The sequence below is a fragment of the Micromonospora pisi genome (genome assembly GCF_003633685.1).
Taxonomy (GTDB): Bacteria; Actinomycetota; Actinomycetes; order Mycobacteriales; family Micromonosporaceae; genus Micromonospora_G; species Micromonospora_G pisi.
Window position 1 is genome coordinate 1,993,618 of record NZ_RBKT01000001.1, and the last position, 16,200, is coordinate 2,009,817.

Genomic DNA, 16,200 nt, shown 5'->3' on the forward strand with positions numbered 1-16,200 from the left:
TGGTCCTGCCTCCCTAGCGCGCCGCTGGTGTCTCTTTTCCCAACCAACAGCAAAGGCGTCACCGACGGTCGCAGATTACTCGACCATTCCGGGTCCGACAGCTCTGGGGTCACTCTGTCCCCCAATGGGGATCTTGCTCGATCCGCTGCGGGTTACCGTTGCGCTGTGAATGCCGCACCATCACCGGAGAGCGCCACGCCGGTCTACTTCGACACCGCCACTGCCGCACCGCTGCATCCGGTGGCCCGTCAGGCCCTGCTCGCCGCCCTTACCGACGGCTGGGCCGACCCGGCCAAGCTCTACACACAGGCCCGCCGGGCACGCCAGCTCCTCGACGCGGCGCGGGCCGCGACCGCCGAGATCCTGGGGGTACGTCCGGACGAGCTCTCCTTCACCGCCAGCGGTACGACCGCCGCGCACGCCGCCGTGCTCGGCGGGTTGGCCGGACGTCGCCGCGCCGGGGCCACGCTGGTGCACTCGGCGATCGAACACTCCGCCGTGCTGCACGCGGCGCAGCGGCACGTGGCCGCCGGTGGCGAGGCAGTCTCCGTACCGGTGGACACGCTCGGTCGGATCGACCCGGCGGCCTGGTCGGCGGCGGTGACCGCCCCCGGGGTGGCGCTCGCCGCACTGATCACCGCCAGTCACGAGGTCGGCACGATCCAGCCGGTGACGGTGGCGGCCGAGGCCTGCGCCGGCGCCGGGGTGCCGCTCTACGTGGACGCCGCCCAGTCGGTCGGCCGGGTGCCGGTGCCGGCGGGCTGGTCGGTGCTGTCGGCGAGCGCACACAAGTGGGGCGGGCCGCCGGGGGTGGGGATCCTGGTGGTCCGCAAGGGCACCCGCTGGCTGTCGCCCTATCCGGCGGACGAGCGGGAGGCGGGGCGTACGCCGGGGGTGGCGAACCTGCCGGCGATCGTGGCCGCCGCCGCCGCGCTGCGGGCGGCGAGCGCCGACGCCGCCACCGAGGCGGCCCGGCTCGCGCCACTGGTGGACCGGATCCGGGCGACCGTCGCCGCGACCGTGCCGGACGTCGAGGTGGTGGGCGACCCGGCCGACCGCCTGCCGCACCTGGTCACCTTCTCCTGCCTGTACGTCGACGGCGAGGCGCTGCTGCACGCGCTGGACCGGCGCGGGTTCGCGGTCTCCTCCGGTTCCTCCTGCACCTCCTCGACACTCGAACCGTCGCACGTGCTGGCCGCGATGGGAGTGTTGTCACACGGCAACGTACGGATCTCGTTGCACCGGGAGAGCAGCGCCGCCGAGGTGGACCGTTTCCTGGCCGAGTTGCCGACGGTCGTCGCCGACCTGCGGGCCGAGGCCGGGGTGGTCGGGCTGTGAGCGACTCGCCCGAGATCCCGGTCGAGTCGCCGGAGGTGCTCGACTGCCGGGGCCAGCGCTGCCCGCTGCCGGTGATCGCGGCGGCCCGTCACATGCCCGAGCTGCCGGTCGGCGCGGTGCTGCGGGTGCTCGCCGACGATCCCGCCGCCGCGATCGACTTTCCGGCGTGGTGCCGGATGCGCGGCCAGGAGTTCGTGTCGGCGACGACAGTCGACGGCTCCCCCGCCTACGACCTGCGCCGCCTCCACTAACCCACCTCCCGCCCCGCCCCTGCCCCTCTCCCCTGCCCTCTGCCCCCTGCCCCCCGCGCCCCCGCGCCCCCCACCCCCGTCGATCTAGGGCAAATTGACGTGGATGGCGATCAACAAGCAGGGATTTTCCCTAGATCGACGGGTGGGGTGGGCGGGGCGCGGGGGGGGGCAGGGGGGGCAGGGGGGCAGGGGGGTGGGGGGGTGGGGGGGGTGGGGGGGTGGGTGGGGGCGATGAGTTTTGGGGTTGGCGGGGGTTGTAGTCCTGACGGACGTATCGACCGGAAGGACCGAGCTGAGTTATGGCGACCGACGAAGAGCAGATCCGTGGCCTGATCGAACGCTGGGCCGAGGCGGTACACAAGGGTGACCTGGACGGGGTCCTCGCCGACCACGCCGAGGACATCGTCATGTACGACGTGCCGCCGCCGTACGAAGGGGCACGCGGTCTCGACGCGTACCGGGAGACGTGGCCGCCGTTCTTCCGGTGGCAGGCACAGGGCGCCTCGTTCGAGATCGAGTCGCTCGACATCACCGCCGGCACCGACGTGGCCTTCGCGTACGCCCTGCTGCGCTGCGGCACCGAGGGCGACTTCGCCGCGCACCCCGACAACCGGCTACGGCTGACGCTGGGCCTGCGCAAGGAGGGCGGCCGTTGGCTGGTCACCCACGAACACCACTCGTTCCCGCTCACCGACCCGCCCGGCGCCGCGCAGGACGTCGACGGCGAGGGGGAGGTGCGCCGGGTGCACGAGCGGTGGTTCGACCGGACCGCCGCGAAGGACCTGGACGGCCTGATGGCTGTGATCGCCGACGACGTCGTCTCGTACGAGCATGTGCCGCCGCTCCAGTACCTCGGGGTCGAGGCGGTACGGGAGGTCTGCGAGCGCGGTCTCGACGCGGGTGACGGGGCGGCCGTGAGCTGGGACGTACCCGACCTGAAGATTCTGGTACGCGACGACCTCGCCGTCGCGTGGGGACTCAACCGGATCCGGGTCACGCAGCCCGCCGGCCAGACCTTCGAGACCTGGTCCCGGGGAACCCGGGTGTTCGAGCGGCGCGAGGGTGCGTGGCTGATGACCCACCAGCACCTGTCGGTGCCGTCGGAGCCGGCCGGCGAGTCGGGAAGCGATCCGCGCCCCTGACCGCCCGCGCCACCGGTCGTCCTGCCGGGTGACGTACGCCGCCCGGCAGGACAACCGACCACGGGTCAGTTCAGGTGCGGCTGCACGTCCTCGGCGGCCTGGTCCCCGTACGACTCGGCCAGGCGCTTCACGAAGAGGTCGCGGCGCACCTCGTACTCCTGGGTTCCGACGGTTTCCAGCACCAGGGTGGCGAGCAGCGAGCCGACCTGGGCGGCCCGCTCCAGGCCGAGTCCCCAGGAGAGCGCGGCGAAGAAGCCGGCCCGGAAGCCGTCACCGACACCGGTCGGGTCGGACGCCTCGATCTCGCGGGCGATCGGCACCCGGAACGTGGCGAAGTCGCGGCCGGCGATCTCCACGCCGTCCTTGCCCAGCGTGGTGACCCGGATCTTGACCCGCTCCAGCAGCTGGGCGTCGGTGAGCCCGGCCTTGCTCTGCAGCAGCGACTTCTCGTAGTCGTTGGTCATCAGGTACTCGGCGCCGTCGATCAGGGAGACCACGTCGGCGCCCTCCATCCGGGCGAGTTGCTGGGACGGGTCGGCGGCGAAGGCGTAGCCCCGCTCCCGGCACTCCTCCGAGTGGCGGATCATCGCCTCCGGGTCGTTCGCGCTGACCAGGACCAGGTCGAGGCCGCCGATCCGGTCGGCGACCGGGGCCAGCTCGATGTTGCGGGCCTCGCTCATCGCCCCGGCGTAGAACGAGGCGATCTGGCACATGTCGAGGTCGGTGGTGCAGACAAAACGCGCGGTGTGTGCGATCTCGCTGACGTGCACCGACTCGCAGTCGACACCGTGCCGCTCCAGCCAGGAGCGGTAGTCGGCGAAGTCGGCGCCGACCGCCCCGAGCAGGATCGGCTTCAGGCCGAGCTGGGCCATGCCGAAGGAGATGTTGGCCGCCACGCCGCCGCGCCGGAGCACGAGATCGTCGACGAGGAAGGAGAGTGACACCTTGTGCAACTGGTCGGCGATGAGCTGGTCGGCGAATCGACCGGGGAAGTGCATCAGGTGATCAGTGGCGATCGAGCCGGTAACGGCGATCTTCATATCGGCGCCCTCGCGTCGGTGTGGGTTGTACAGCCGAGTCAGCCTACCGGCCCGGCCATCCCGTCGCCCCCGCTCAGTCAGTTACCGGCCATGCGGGGGTAAGGAAGGGCCCCTTCCTATCGTTTTCTGTATAGGAAGGGGCCCTTCCTAACCCCAGCTGAACCCGGACGTACGAAAGCGGGGCCCTCCGGACAGGAAGGCCCCGCTGAACGTTCGTACGTACGTGGCGGTCTCGCGACCGCGGTCGTGCTAGTGGAACGAGTCGCCGCAGGCGCAGGAGTTCTGCGCGTTCGGGTTGTCGATGGTGAAGCCCTGGGCGTCGATCCGGTCCGCGAAGTCGATCTTCGCGCCGGCGAGGTACGGGGCGCTCATCCGGTCGACGACAACCTCGACCCCGTCGAAGTCGTTGACGACGTCACCGTCGAGCGAACGCTCGTCGAAGAAGAGCTGGTACCGCAGGCCGGAGCAGCCACCAGGCTGTACGGCGACCCGCAGCCGCAGGTCGTCGCGGCCTTCCTGCTCGATCAGGGCCTTGACCTTCTGCGCCGCGATGTCGGTGAGGACGATGGTGCTTGGGGCCTTTGCCTCGGTCGACTCAGTCGACTCAGTCTGCACTGGCGTGGTCACGTGAAAGTCTCCCCTGCGACGGTGTCTTGGGTCCGTACTGGCCAACGCTAGCCTTCTGACCGGCCATTCCCAATGTGGTTCGGATCTAATTGTAGGTCGGTGAGGTGCGGGTCACCCGGCTGCCGGCACTGGCGCCGACCCGAGGCTCGTCTCCAGCACCGCCCGACGAGTGGGTCGGGCCTCTTCCTGCCGCTGCCGCCCGGCGTCGGTGAGCGTGACGAAGACGCCACGCCGGTCCTGCTCGCAGAGGGCCCGGCAGACCAGCCCGTCCCGTTCCAGCCGGGCCACCGCCCGACTCAACGCACTCTGACTTAGATGTACCAGTTCGGCCAGTTCCTGCATGCGCAGTTTGGCCGCCTCGCTCGTGGCGAGCCGGTCTATCACCTCGAACTCGCTCACGCCGAGCCCGTGTCGGTCCTGTAGCTCGCGTTCGAGCGCGCACGAGGCCGCCGCGTACCGGCTGGCGAGCTGGCGCCATTCGGTGACTAGCAGGTCGTCCTCGGACACGTCCCGGACCCTACCACATGTCCAAGCAAAATGTGTGCAAGCACTTATTGTTTGTGCATTAGATGCGCGTGCAAGTAAGTTGCTCAGCATGGCACTTTCCACCACGCCCGACAGCGGGCCACCATCCCGGCCGTCCCCGCCGGACACGACCAGCGGCGGACCACGGATGACCCCCCGCCTCTACGGCACGCTGCTCGTACTCTGTGGCGCGCTCTTCCTCGACGGCCTCGACGTCTCGATGGTCGGCGTGGCACTGCCCTCGATCCAGACCGACCTCGGCCTCTCCAACTCCGCCCTGCAATGGATCGTCAGCGGCTACGTGCTCGGCTACGGCGGCCTGCTGCTGCTCGGCGGCCGCGCCGCCGACCTGCTCGGCCGGCGCCGGGTGTTCCTCTGGGCGATCGGCGTCTTCGCCTTCGCGTCCCTGCTCGGCGGTCTGGTCGACGACCCGAACCTGCTGATCGGCACCCGGTTCATCAAGGGCGTCGCCGCCGCCTTCACCGCACCGGCCGGCCTGTCGATCATCACCACCACGTTCCACGAGGGGCCGGCCCGCAACCGCGCGCTGAGCTTCTACACCGCCTGCGGGGCCAGCGGCTTCTCCATGGGACTGATCCTCGGCGGACTGCTCACCGAGGCCGGCTGGCGCTGGACCTTCCTGCTGCCCGCCCCGATCGCCCTGGTGATCCTGATCGCCGGCATCAAGCTCATCCCGCGTCACCGCACCGAACGCCCGTCCGGCGCCGGCTACGACCTCGGGGGCGCGGCCACCTCCACCGCGGCGTTACTCCTGCTGGTGTACGCCGTCGTCCAGGCACCGAACGTCGGCTGGGCCTCCGCCCGTACGCTCGGCTCCTTCGCCCTGGTCGCGGCACTCATCGCCGCTTTCGTGGCGATCGAACGACGGGTCGCCCACCCGCTGGTACGCCTCGGCATCCTGCGTAACCGGACACTGGTCCGGGCCAATCTCGGCGCGCTCGCGGTGACCGGCTCCTACATCGGCTTCCAGTTCATCGGCACGCTCTACGTACAGGTGGTGCTCGGCTGGTCGCCGCTGGAGATGGCGCTCGCCTTCCTCCCCGCCGGGCTGATCGTCGCCTTCGGCGGACCCCGGACCGGCGCACTGGTCAACCGGTTCGGCACCGCCCCGGTGGTGGCCGGCGGTTTCGTCGCCTTCCTCGCCGCGTACCTGCTCTTCCTGCGGATCGGCGGGGAGGCCCGCTACTTCAGCGTGATCCTGCCCACCATGCTGCTGCTCGGTGCCGGCTTCGCCCTCGCCTTCCCGACGCTGAACATCCAGGCCACCTCCGGGGTGGCCGACGAGGAGCAGGGGCTCGCCTCCGGGCTGGTCCAGACCGCGTTCCAGATCGGCGGGGCGATCGCCCTGGCCGGGGTCACCGCGATCCTGGCCAGCGACGCCCCCGCGCTTGGGCACGTGCCGGACTCGTTCTACCCGGCGATCGGACTGGTCAGTGGGATCGCCGTGTTCGGGCTGGTGATCGCGGCGATCGGTGTCCTGAGCCGGCGGGGCCGCCACCGGGGCACCGCCGTCGGTGACCAGGCCGCCCCGGACTACCGCCAGGTGGAACTCGAGCGCATCGGCCGCCGCGCCGCCTGACCACGATGTAGGAAGGGCCCCTTGTTATACAGAAAGCGATAACAAGGGGCCCTTCCTTACTTCTCAGCGGCTCCACTGGCGGGCCAGGCGGGCGGAGACCTCCCGCAGGCCCTCGGCGGGGCGGGTCATGGCCTGCTCGACCCCGCCGTGCTCCTCACCGCCGAAGTGGTCGACCAGGCTGTACGCCTCGGTCACCCCAGCCGCCGCCGCCTCCCGCCGACCGGTGCTGACCCGGCCGGCGAGCACCACGCAGGGCACCCCCCGGTCCCGGGCCGCGCCGGCGATGCCGGCGACCACCTTGCCGCGCAGCGACTGGTGGTCGAACGAGCCCTCGCCGGTGATCACGAGATCCGCCTCGTCAAGCGCGGCCTCCAGGTCGATCATGTCGCTGACCAGCTTGATTCCCGACTCGCACCGGCCACCGAGAGCGAGGATCGCCGCGCCGAGGCCGCCGGCCGCACCGGCGCCGGGCAGCGCGGCCAACTCCGGTGGGCAGGTCGACAGTTCCCGCTCCAGCACCACCGCGAAGCGCTCCAGCGCGGAGTCGAGCAACAGCACGTCCTCCCGGCTGGCGCCCTTCTGCGGGCCGTACACGTTCGAGGCGCCGTGCAGGCCGGTCAACGGGTTGTCGACGTCGGTCGCGGCGACCAGTTCCACCTCCCGGAGCCGGGGTGCACCGCCCAGCGACGCGGCGGCGGCGAGCACCGCTCCCCCGTACGGCAGGGCGTGGCCGGTCTCGTCGAGCGGTGCGGCGCCGAGGGCGGCGAGCAGGCCGGCACCGGCGTCGTTGGTGGCCGAGCCGCCGAGCCCGATCACCACCCGGCGGGCTCCCGCCTCGACCGCCGCCGCGACCAGCAGACCCAGGCCGTACGAGGTGGTGGCCTTCGGGTCGCGCTCGTCGGGGGCGAGCAGGTGCAGGCCGCACGCCTGGGCGCTCTCCACGTACGCGATGGGTCCGCCACCGGCACCATCAAGATCAGTGATAAGGATCTCGCCCTCGACCGGGCGGCCGAGCGGATCGACGGTCGACACCGGCAGCCGGCGCCCGGCCACCGCGCTGGCGAGCACCTCGACGAAGCCCGGACCGCCGTCGGCCAGCGGTCGGGCGACCATCTGGTCCCCCGGTGCGGTGTCGTGCCAGCCCGCGATCACCGCGGCGACCACCTCGGGGGCGGAGAGAGTACCGGCGAATTTGTCTGGACAGATCAGAACCCGCATCACGGCAGTGTGGCAGCCCACATCGGCCGGCGCTGCGGGCGGCCCGCGCTGTGGGAGCATGGAGGACGTGACTTCGACCTGGGTAGAGCCGTCAAACACCGCTGCCGCCCTGCTCCTGCTGGGTCGCGGGACCGACCCGGACAGCGAGCGTGGAGTGGACTGTCCGGGGGAGCTTCCCCCGCCGAGTGACCCCAACCTGGTGGCCCGTGCCACCGCGGCCAAGGCCAAGCTCGGCCAGCGGGTTTTCGTGCTCGGCCACCACTACCAGCGCGACGAGGTGATCCAGTTCGCCGACGTGACCGGCGACTCGTTCAAGCTGGCCCGCGAGGCCGCCGCCCGGCCGGACGCGGAGTACATCCTCTTCTGCGGCGTGCACTTCATGGCGGAGAGCGCCGACATCCTCACCAGTGAGAAGCAGCGGGTCATCCTGCCGGACCTGGCCGCCGGCTGTTCGATGGCGGACATGGCGGCGCTGCCGCAGGTCGAGACGGCATGGGAGCTGCTGGAGGAGTTGGGCGTCGCCGGTTCGACCGTGCCGGTGACGTACATGAACTCGTCGGCGGACATCAAGGGCTTCGTCGGGCGCAACGGCGGTGTGGTCTGCACCTCCTCGAACGCGGAGCGGGCGCTGCGCTGGGCGTTCGAGCGGGGCCAGCGGGTGCTCTTCCTGCCCGACCAGCACCTGGGCCGCAACACGGCGGTGCTGGAGATGGGGCTGGACGCGGACGACTGCGTGCTCTACGACCCGCACAAGCCCGGTGGTGGGCTGACCGCGCAGCAGTTGCGCGAGGCGAAGATGATCCTGTGGCGGGGGCACTGCTCCGTACACGGCCGGTTCACCCTGAGCAGCGTGAACGAGGTCCGGATGCGGGTGCCCGGGGTGAACGTGCTGGTCCACCCGGAGTGCCGCTACGAGGTGGTGACGGCGGCCGACTACGTCGGCTCGACCGAGTACATCATCAAGATGATCGAGGCCGCGCCGGCCGGCTCGGCCTGGGCGGTCGGCACCGAGCTGAATCTCGTACGCCGGCTCGCCAACGCTCACCCGGACAAGCAGATCATGTTCCTGGACCGGGCCGTGTGCTACTGCTCCACGATGAACCGGATCGACCTGCCGCACCTGGTCTGGGCCCTTGAAGAGCTGGTCGCGGGCCGGATTGTCAACCAGATCACGGTGGATCCGGACACCGCGCACCATGCTCGGGTGGCACTGGACCAGATGCTCGCACTCCCATGATCTGAGTCAATTACTCAAAGTAACGGTCGCTGTACCGATAGGCGCGGACGTCCCGATTTCATGCCATCTAAGTCGGGGTGAGCAACGCCATTTCGGTCACGGAGCGCTATGCTGCCCAGGCGACACAGAGCCAGTCGTACGTTGTGCGACTGCGCCCCCGGCGGGCTACGGCCGTGACTGACGCTCAGCCGCCCCGCACCCCTTAACCCGGCAGCACCTATCCGCTGGAGGTTGCGTTGACCGACGACGTTCTGGTCGTACACGGAGGTACCCCGCTCTCGGGGAAGATCCGGGTCCGCGGCGCCAAGAATCTGGTCTCGAAGGCGATGGTCGCCGCCCTGCTCGGCGACACCCCGAGCCGCCTGTACGACGTGCCGCGTATCCGCGACGTCGAAATCGTCCGCGGACTGCTGGAACTTCACGGTGTGAAGGTCAGCGACGGCGACGAGGACGGCGAGCTGGTCTTCGACCCGGCGAACGTGGAGAGCGCCACCACCGACGAGATCAACGTGCACGCCGGTTCGAGCCGCATCCCGATCCTGTTCTGCGGGCCGCTGCTGCACCGACTCGGCCACGCGTTCATCCCCGACCTCGGTGGTTGCCACATCGGTCCCCGGCCGATCGACTTCCACATCCAGGCCCTGCGGCAGTTCGGCGCCATCGTCGACAAGGCACCGGAGGGCATGCACCTGACCGCACCGAGCGGTCTGCACGGGACCAAGTTCGAGCTGCCGTACCCGAGCGTCGGGGCGACCGAGCAGGTGCTGCTCACCGCCGTGATGGCCGAGGGCGTCACCGAGCTGCGCAACGCGGCGGTGGAGCCGGAGATCGTCGACCTGATCGCGATCCTCCAGAAGATGGGCGCGATCATCAAGGTCCACACCGACCGGGTGATCGAGATCCAGGGCGTACCCCGGTTGACCGGCTACACCCACCGCCCCATCCCGGACCGGATCGAGGCGGCGAGCTGGGCCGCGGCGGCGCTCGCCACCGGCGGTGACGTCGAGGTGCTCGGTGCCGAGCAGGTCGACATGATGACCTTCCTGAACGTGTTCCGCTCGGTCGGTGGCGCGTACGAGGTCACCGACGCCCGCCCGCCGAAGCTGGGCTCGCCCGGCCAGGAGGGCGGCATCCGGTTCTGGCACCCGGGCGGGGAACTCCAGGCGGTGGCGCTGGAGACCGACGTACACCCGGGTTTCATGACCGACTGGCAGCAGCCCCTGGTGGTCGCGCTGACCCAGGCCCGGGGCCTGTCGATCGTGCACGAGACGGTGTACGAGCAGCGGCTCGGCTACACCGACGCGCTGAACAAGATGGGCGCCACCATCCAGGTCTACCGCGACTGCCTGGGCGGCACCCCGTGCCGGTTCGGCCGGCGCAACTTCAAGCACTCGGCGGTCATCGCCGGGCCGAGCAAGCTGCACGCCGCCGATCTGGTCATCCCGGACCTGCGGGCCGGGTTCAGCCACCTGATCGCCGCGCTCGCCGCCGAGGGCACCTCCCGGGTGTACGGCGTCGACCTGATCAACCGTGGGTACGAGGACTTCGAGGCGAAGCTCTCCGACCTCGGCGCCCACGTCGAGCGCCCGTAACCGTTTGACACACCGGCGGTGCCGGAGAGCGGTTTCACTCCGTTCTCGGCACCGCCTGACGGGTCCGCGCCGACGCCTCCCGCACCGTGATGTGTGGGAGGCGTCAGCCGCCCGCTACCCTTCATCCGTGCCGTCGTTGTTTCGCCGTAAGCCCACCGACCTCGTCGAGGAGAACGTCACCGTGGTGACGACCGACGAGGCGACCGAAGCCGCCCGCCCCCGGGGCTACACACCCAGCAAGAAGGAGCTCGGCAAGGAGACGCCGAAGCGTCCCGGCGCCGGGCGCCGACCGGGTGCCGTGGAGACGAGGCCACCGGCGAACAAGCAGGAGGCGCGGGAGCGTCGCCGGGCCGCGCGGGCCGAAGCGGCGGCCGAGTTCCGCCGCGAGGGCGGCCCCCGGGACCGGGGTCCGGAGAAGCTGCTGGCCCGCAACGTGGTCGACTCCCGTCGCACGGTCGGCACCTGGTTCTTCGGTGGCGCACTGATCGTGGTGCTCGGCTCGTCGGCCGTGATGCCGCCGGCCGTACAGCTGATCTCGAATCTGCTCTGGGGCGCACTCGCCCTCGGCGTGGTGATCGACTCGATCCTGATCTCGCGCAAGATCAAGAACCTGGTCCAGCAGCGGTTCCCCAAGACCGAGGCACGGATGGGTTCGCTCTACCTCTACGCGATCATGCGGGCGATCACCTTCCGCCGGATGCGGGCGCCGGCACCCCAGGTCAAGATCGGCGACAAGATCTAAACCCGTCCCGCCCCGAAGCGCCGTACGGCGCCGATAGCATCTGCGCCAGACCTCCCCTCTCCAGGAGAGGAGTGTCGGTCGGTGCCGGTCGGGTGGCGCGGGACGGGCGGCCGGATCCGGGCCGCCACCACCCGCTGGCGGGGTACGGCATCCCGGTCGAGCGGCCGGGTGGAGCCGGTCGAACTCTTCATCGACGTGGTCTTCGTCTTCACCCTGACCCAGTTGACGCAACAGATCATCAACCGCCCGACGTTCACCACCGTGGGTCAGGTCACCCTCCTGTTCAGCCTGCTCTGGGCGAACTACAGCGGGTACGCCTGGCTGACCAACCACGTGACACCGCGACGTACGTCACAGAAGCTGCTGCTGCTCGGCGGCGTGGCCGGCTTCATCATCGCGGCGGCCGGGGTGCCGGACGCCATCGCCGGACGGGCGACGGTCTTCAGCATCGGCTACCTGGTGCTGGTCTGCCTGCACCTGATCCTGTTCACCCAGTCCGACAGCTGGCGCACCGTCCTGCGACTGGCCCCGGGCAACCTGGGCGCGGCCCTGCTCGTGCTCGGATCCGGGTTCGCCGACGGTCCGCTGGTGTACGCGCTCTGGGCGACCGCGTTCGTGGTGCAGAGCGTCATCCCGACCCTCCTCTGGGGCACCTCCCGGGGCGGCCCCCCGCACGCGTTCCACCTCTCCGCCGGTCACTTCGTGGAGCGGCACGGCCTGCTGGTGGTGGTCGCGTTCGGTGAGGAGGTCGCGGCGATCGGCGCCAGCGCGGGGCCGGCGCACACCTCGGACGAGACCGTGTGGGTGATCATCCTGGCGCTGACCCTGCCCGCCGCGCTCTGGTGGACGTACTTCGCCGACCCGAGGGCGGCCGAACAGAGCCTGAACCGCGTCGACGACGTCACCCGGGACGTGTTGGGCGGCAAGGCGTACATCTTCGCGCACATCCCCCTGCTGCTCGGGATCGTCATCGGGGCCGCTGGCATCCACACCGCCGTCTCGCACCCGGAGCAGCCCCTCGACCACGCGTCGGCGCTCGCCCTGAGCGGCGGAGTGGCGCTCTTCCTCGTCGGGATCGCCTGGGTCCGGCGGGTACTGACGATCCGGGGCGCGTGGCGTCGCCTGCTGACCGCCGCGGCGGCGCTCGCCACGATCCCGCTGGCCCGGGTGATCCCCGCCGCCGCACAGCTCGCGGTGGTCGTCGGCATCGTCGTGGTGATGCTGCTGCTCGACACCCCGCCGCGCCACGCCCAGGAAGCCGTTAGGAAGGGCCCCTTCCTCTACCGAATCCGATAACAAGGGGCCCTTCCTTACCTGAGTCAGGGGGTGCCGGTGAGGTCGGGGCGGGAGGCCGGCTCCGGGTTCTGCGTGGGGATCGGGTGCGCCGGCACGACGACCGGCGGCGCCGGGGTCCGGTAGAGGCGGCTGACCACGTCCTCGATGTCCGGCTCGACGATGGCGATGTCGCGGAGCGTGGCGAGCCCGGCCAGCCGTGCCACCACCGCGCCGGCGGTCGCCGACTCCAGCTCGAAGACGAGCCGTCGACCGTCCGCCTCGACCCGCAGCACCGGCGCGCCCGGCAGCACCGGCACCTCCGTCAGGGGCTCGTCGAGGTCCACCACGACCAGCCGCCGGGAACCGTACCGGGCGTGCAGCGCCTCGATGTCGCCGTCGTGCACCACCCGACCGTGATCGATCACCACCAGGCGGCGGCAGAGCCGCTCGATGTCGGCGAGATCGTGCGTGGTGAGCAGCAGGGTGGTGTCACCGGCCCGGCCCAGCTCGCCCAGGAACTCCCGGACCGCCTGCTTGCTCACCAGGTCCAGCCCGATGGTCGGCTCGTCCAGGAAGAGCACCTCCGGCCCGTGCAGCAGGGCGGCGGTCAACTCGCCGCGCATCCGCTGGCCCAGCGAGAGCTGGCGGACCGGGGTGTCGAGGAAACCGTCGAGGTCGAGCAGGTCCCGGCAGCGGCGCAGCCGGGCCGCGTGGTCGGCGGCCGGCACCCGGTAGATGTGCCGCAGCAGGTCGAACGAGTCGCGCAGCGGCAGGTCCCACCAGAGCTGCGAACGCTGACCGAAGACCACGCCGATACGCAACGCCAGCCGGGTGCGCTGGGCCACCGGGACGAGCCCACAGACGCGTACCTCCCCGGCGGAGGGCATCAGCACACCGGTGAGCATCTTCAGGGTGGTGGACTTACCCGCGCCGTTCGGTCCGATGTAGCCGATCATCTCGCCCCGGGCCACGGTCAGATCCACCCCGTCGACCGCGGCGACCACCTTCTTCGTCCGGCGCAGCCGACCGGTCTTGACCCGTACCGTGAACTCCTTGCGCAGCCCGCGCACCTCGATGACGTCGCTCATGACCCCGTACTCCGGTAGTGCCTGATGCCGGTCCGCCAGACGGCGGCGGCGGCCAGCGCGGCCAGGACCGCGACGCCCGGCGAGGCCCACCCGGCCCAGGCCGGCAGGCCGAGCGGATCGGCCCGGCCGAGCAGAGCCAGCGCCGGGTAGTAGGCCACGAAGGCGAACCCCAGGCCGTACGCGAAAATCGCCCGGAACCATCCACCGTAGACGGTCACCGGGTACGCGGTGAAGTCCCGACCACCGTAGGTGAACGCGTTCCCGACCTCACCCGAGTCGATCCACCAGAACGCCAACGTCGCCGAGGCCACGAAGATCGAGCCGAAGAAGACCGCTCCGGCCAGCGGCGCGACGATGACCAGCAACACCCGACCCGGGGTCCACTCGATTCCGGCGGAGCTTGCCGCGACGGTCAGCACGGCGAGCCCGAACAGGGCACGGGACAGCTTGCGCAGCGGCAGGTCCATCAGCAGCAACTGCGGCAGCGCCCCGAGCGGGCGGACCAGGACCGCGTCCATCAGCCCCGTCCGGACGTACTGGCGGACCCGCTCGATGTTGCCGACGGCCAGGTCGGCGGTGGCGAAGGAGCAGGCGGAGAGGCTGACCATGACCATCGCCTCGCGTACGTCGAAGCCCCCCAGGGTCCGGGTCACCTGGAACAGCACCAGCACCGTGAGCACGTCGAAGACGGTGGCGCCGACATTGCTGACCAGGTCGACGACGAACGAGGTGCGGTACGACGCCTGGGACCGCGCCTGCCCGCGCAGCAGCGCCAGGTAGCCCGCCGCCGGTCCGGCCGTACGTCCCCGGTCAGCCACCCTGCACGACCAGTCGCCGTTCCGCGCGCCGCTGCACGACGGCGCAGGCGAACAGGGCCGCCCCGACCCAGCAGAGCTGTAGACCGACGAGTCCCGCCTGCACCGGCGCACCGTCGCGCTCGACCAGCACGTCCAGCGGGGTCTGCATCATGCTCGGGAAAGGGGTGGCCAGCCAGATCGTCACGAAGGCCCAGTCCGGCAGGAAGCGCAGCGGGAAGTAGAGGCCGGCCAGGATGCCGGAGCAGAGGGTCCAGAGCAGCATCGGGCCGCGTACGTCCGCGAGCCAGTAGACGGTGGCGTTGACCAGGTAGCGGCAACTGAACGAGAGCACCACCGCCAACACCATGGAGAGCAGGAAGAGCGGTACGGTCGGCCAGCGGGTCGGCAGGTAGACGTCGAAGAAGATCGGGCCGGTGAGCACCGGCGGGACGAAACGGGTGAGCACCGCGTGCGCCGCCCGCCCCAGGTCGGTGGCGAGGTAGCTGACCACCGGGGAGACCGGCCGGAGCAGGTCGCTGGCGACGTCGCCGGTCCGGATCCGATCAGCCAGCTCGCTCCAGCCCCAGAGTCCCACGACGGCGAGCAGTCCCTGTCCGACCCAGACGAAGGTGGCCAGTTGCCTGGTGTCGTAACCACCCGCCAGGCCCCCCGCGCCGGTGGCGACGGCGAGGAAGACGTAGCAGTGGAGGAACCCGAACACGATATTGGTGAAGGCACCGGCGAACGTCGCCTGTCGGTACGTCGAATAGCGACGGTAACCTGATCCGGTTATGGCGGTAAATGTCCGAAACCAGGGGATGATGTTTCTACCGATCAGCGGTGGCACAGTGGCGGTGACCGAGCCCACGCCGTTACCCTCCTTCCGCAACCAAGCTGCCGCGAGCCGGGGAACAATATCCGGAATCCCCGGCCGCCCAGTGAGAATTTTTCCGACGAGGTGACACCGCCGTGAGCGAGCGACGCGAGCCGTTCAACCGGCCGCGCCGCGCGCCCCACCTCAGCGGGGTTGCATCGTGACTGATCGCTACCGCGACCGCTGGGGCGAGCCGCCCGAGCCCTCCTGGATGGTCGAGCCGACCACGGAGTGGCAGCCCGCTTTCCCTGGCCAACGCTATCCCGGCGACCCGGGGCCGAAGCGCCCGCCACACCGCCCTTCGGGGCGTGCGTCGGTCATCTCCGGCCGGGCCGAGATCCCGTCACCCGACGACCAGTCGTCGCACCCACACGAGCCGTACGCCAGCCACCCGCGCGGCCAGCAGGGGGGATACGGTCCGACGTCCACCCCCGGCCCCGGCCGCGGTCCCGGTCCCGGTCCCGAGCAGGGACCGTCCCACCGGTACGGACGCGAACAGGCGTGGGACCGCGAACAGGGACGCGACCGCGAACAGCGCTGGGACGGCTCCCCGGGTCACGGCCGCCCGTCCGGCTACGGCCCGCCTGGCGCTTACGACCAGCCGCCCGGTTACGGGCAGCCCGCCGGCTACGGTCAACCGGCGGAGCGGGGCCAGCGCCGGTCGGTGGAGGGCGAGCCGCCCCGCGCCGATCGCCCGCAATCTCGCGGTGACGGCCAGCCGCCGCGGGTGGACGGCCAGCGCACACCCATGGACGAGCAGCCGCCCCGGATGGACGGCCGACGCCCCGGCGCGGACGGTCGACGTCAACCGACGGAGGAGCGGCGCCCGCCAGCGGAGGACCACCGGCCCGGTG

The 16,200-nt window shown here is 70.8% G+C and carries 15 protein-coding genes; 8 read left to right on the plus strand and 7 right to left on the minus strand.

The window, feature by feature from the left end:
• Nucleotides 1-165 precede the first annotated feature (165 nt).
• The 3 genes from BDK92_RS07775 to BDK92_RS07785 all read left to right on the plus strand — a co-directional run bounded on the left by BDK92_RS07775 (nt 166) and on the right by BDK92_RS07785 (nt 2,731).
• Complete coding sequence (locus BDK92_RS07775; RefSeq protein ID WP_246016882.1) at nt 166-1,338, plus strand: cysteine desulfurase family protein; 1,173 nt, start codon at nt 166-168, stop codon at nt 1,336-1,338.
• Nucleotides 1,335-1,589, plus strand: coding sequence for a sulfurtransferase TusA family protein (locus BDK92_RS07780; protein ID WP_246016884.1), 255 nt, complete (start codon nt 1,335-1,337; stop codon nt 1,587-1,589). Before BDK92_RS07775 ends, BDK92_RS07780 begins: the two co-directional genes overlap by 4 nt.
• Before the next feature lie 299 nt (nt 1,590-1,888).
• On the plus strand, nt 1,889-2,731 hold the full coding sequence (locus tag BDK92_RS07785) for a nuclear transport factor 2 family protein (RefSeq protein ID WP_121155955.1): 843 nt from the start codon (nt 1,889-1,891) through the stop codon (nt 2,729-2,731).
• 65 nt (nt 2,732-2,796) lie between these two features.
• Here the strand turns inward: BDK92_RS07785 and BDK92_RS07790 are convergent, their stop codons facing one another.
• The 3 genes from BDK92_RS07790 to BDK92_RS07800 all read right to left on the minus strand — a co-directional run bounded on the left by BDK92_RS07790 (nt 2,797) and on the right by BDK92_RS07800 (nt 4,905).
• A complete protein-coding gene (locus BDK92_RS07790; RefSeq protein ID WP_121155960.1) occupies nt 2,797-3,771 on the minus strand; it encodes a carbohydrate kinase family protein in 975 nt (324 codons plus the stop codon).
• A gap of 249 nt (nt 3,772-4,020) precedes the next feature.
• Nucleotides 4,021-4,398 (minus strand): iron-sulfur cluster insertion protein ErpA, encoded by a 378-nt coding sequence (erpA, locus tag BDK92_RS07795; RefSeq protein WP_121155962.1) that lies wholly within the window; start codon nt 4,396-4,398, stop codon nt 4,021-4,023.
• 111 nt (nt 4,399-4,509) lie between these two features.
• On the minus strand, nt 4,510-4,905 hold the full coding sequence (locus BDK92_RS07800; protein ID WP_246016886.1) for a MarR family winged helix-turn-helix transcriptional regulator: 396 nt from the start codon (nt 4,903-4,905) through the stop codon (nt 4,510-4,512).
• Nucleotides 4,906-4,993: 88 nt separating this feature from the next.
• Between BDK92_RS07800 and BDK92_RS07805 the strand changes: the two genes are divergently transcribed.
• The gene (locus tag BDK92_RS07805; protein WP_121155966.1) at nt 4,994-6,523 is read left to right on the plus strand and encodes an MFS transporter; all 1,530 of its coding nucleotides are present in this window, start codon (nt 4,994-4,996) and stop codon (nt 6,521-6,523) included.
• Nucleotides 6,524-6,586: 63 nt separating this feature from the next.
• Here the strand turns inward: BDK92_RS07805 and BDK92_RS07810 are convergent, their stop codons facing one another.
• Nucleotides 6,587-7,741 (minus strand): glycerate kinase family protein, encoded by a 1,155-nt coding sequence (locus tag BDK92_RS07810; RefSeq protein ID WP_121155968.1) that lies wholly within the window; start codon nt 7,739-7,741, stop codon nt 6,587-6,589.
• Between the two features lie 67 nt (nt 7,742-7,808).
• Between BDK92_RS07810 and nadA the strand changes: the two genes are divergently transcribed.
• The 4 genes from nadA (at nt 7,809) to BDK92_RS07830 (ending at nt 12,608) form a co-directional block, all read left to right on the plus strand.
• The gene (gene nadA, locus BDK92_RS07815; protein WP_121161793.1) at nt 7,809-8,978 is read left to right on the plus strand and encodes a quinolinate synthase NadA; all 1,170 of its coding nucleotides are present in this window, start codon (nt 7,809-7,811) and stop codon (nt 8,976-8,978) included.
• Between the two features lie 236 nt (nt 8,979-9,214).
• The gene (gene murA / locus BDK92_RS07820) at nt 9,215-10,570 is read left to right on the plus strand and encodes a UDP-N-acetylglucosamine 1-carboxyvinyltransferase (protein ID WP_121155970.1); all 1,356 of its coding nucleotides are present in this window, start codon (nt 9,215-9,217) and stop codon (nt 10,568-10,570) included.
• Between the two features lie 127 nt (nt 10,571-10,697).
• The gene (locus BDK92_RS07825) at nt 10,698-11,312 is read left to right on the plus strand and encodes a DUF3043 domain-containing protein (protein WP_121161795.1); all 615 of its coding nucleotides are present in this window, start codon (nt 10,698-10,700) and stop codon (nt 11,310-11,312) included.
• A gap of 81 nt (nt 11,313-11,393) precedes the next feature.
• Nucleotides 11,394-12,608, plus strand: coding sequence for a low temperature requirement protein A (locus BDK92_RS07830; protein ID WP_170208523.1), 1,215 nt, complete (start codon nt 11,394-11,396; stop codon nt 12,606-12,608).
• A 23-nt stretch (nt 12,609-12,631) separates the two neighbouring features.
• Here the strand turns inward: BDK92_RS07830 and BDK92_RS07835 are convergent, their stop codons facing one another.
• Genes BDK92_RS07835 through BDK92_RS07845 form a run of 3 tightly spaced genes read right to left on the minus strand, consistent with a single transcriptional unit; the run spans nt 12,632 to nt 15,340 of the window.
• The gene (locus BDK92_RS07835) at nt 12,632-13,675 is read right to left on the minus strand and encodes an ABC transporter ATP-binding protein (RefSeq protein WP_121155974.1); all 1,044 of its coding nucleotides are present in this window, start codon (nt 13,673-13,675) and stop codon (nt 12,632-12,634) included.
• Nucleotides 13,672-14,493: an ABC transporter permease gene (locus tag BDK92_RS07840; RefSeq protein WP_121155976.1), complete on the minus strand. Its 822-nt coding sequence runs from the start codon at nt 14,491-14,493 to the stop codon at nt 13,672-13,674. Before BDK92_RS07840 ends, BDK92_RS07835 begins: the two co-directional genes overlap by 4 nt.
• Nucleotides 14,486-15,340 carry an ABC transporter permease gene (locus BDK92_RS07845; RefSeq protein WP_121161797.1) on the minus strand — a complete coding sequence of 285 codons (855 nt, stop codon included), beginning with the start codon at nt 15,338-15,340 and terminating at the stop codon, nt 14,486-14,488. Before BDK92_RS07845 ends, BDK92_RS07840 begins: the two co-directional genes overlap by 8 nt.
• Nucleotides 15,341-16,200: the final 860 nt, after the last annotated feature.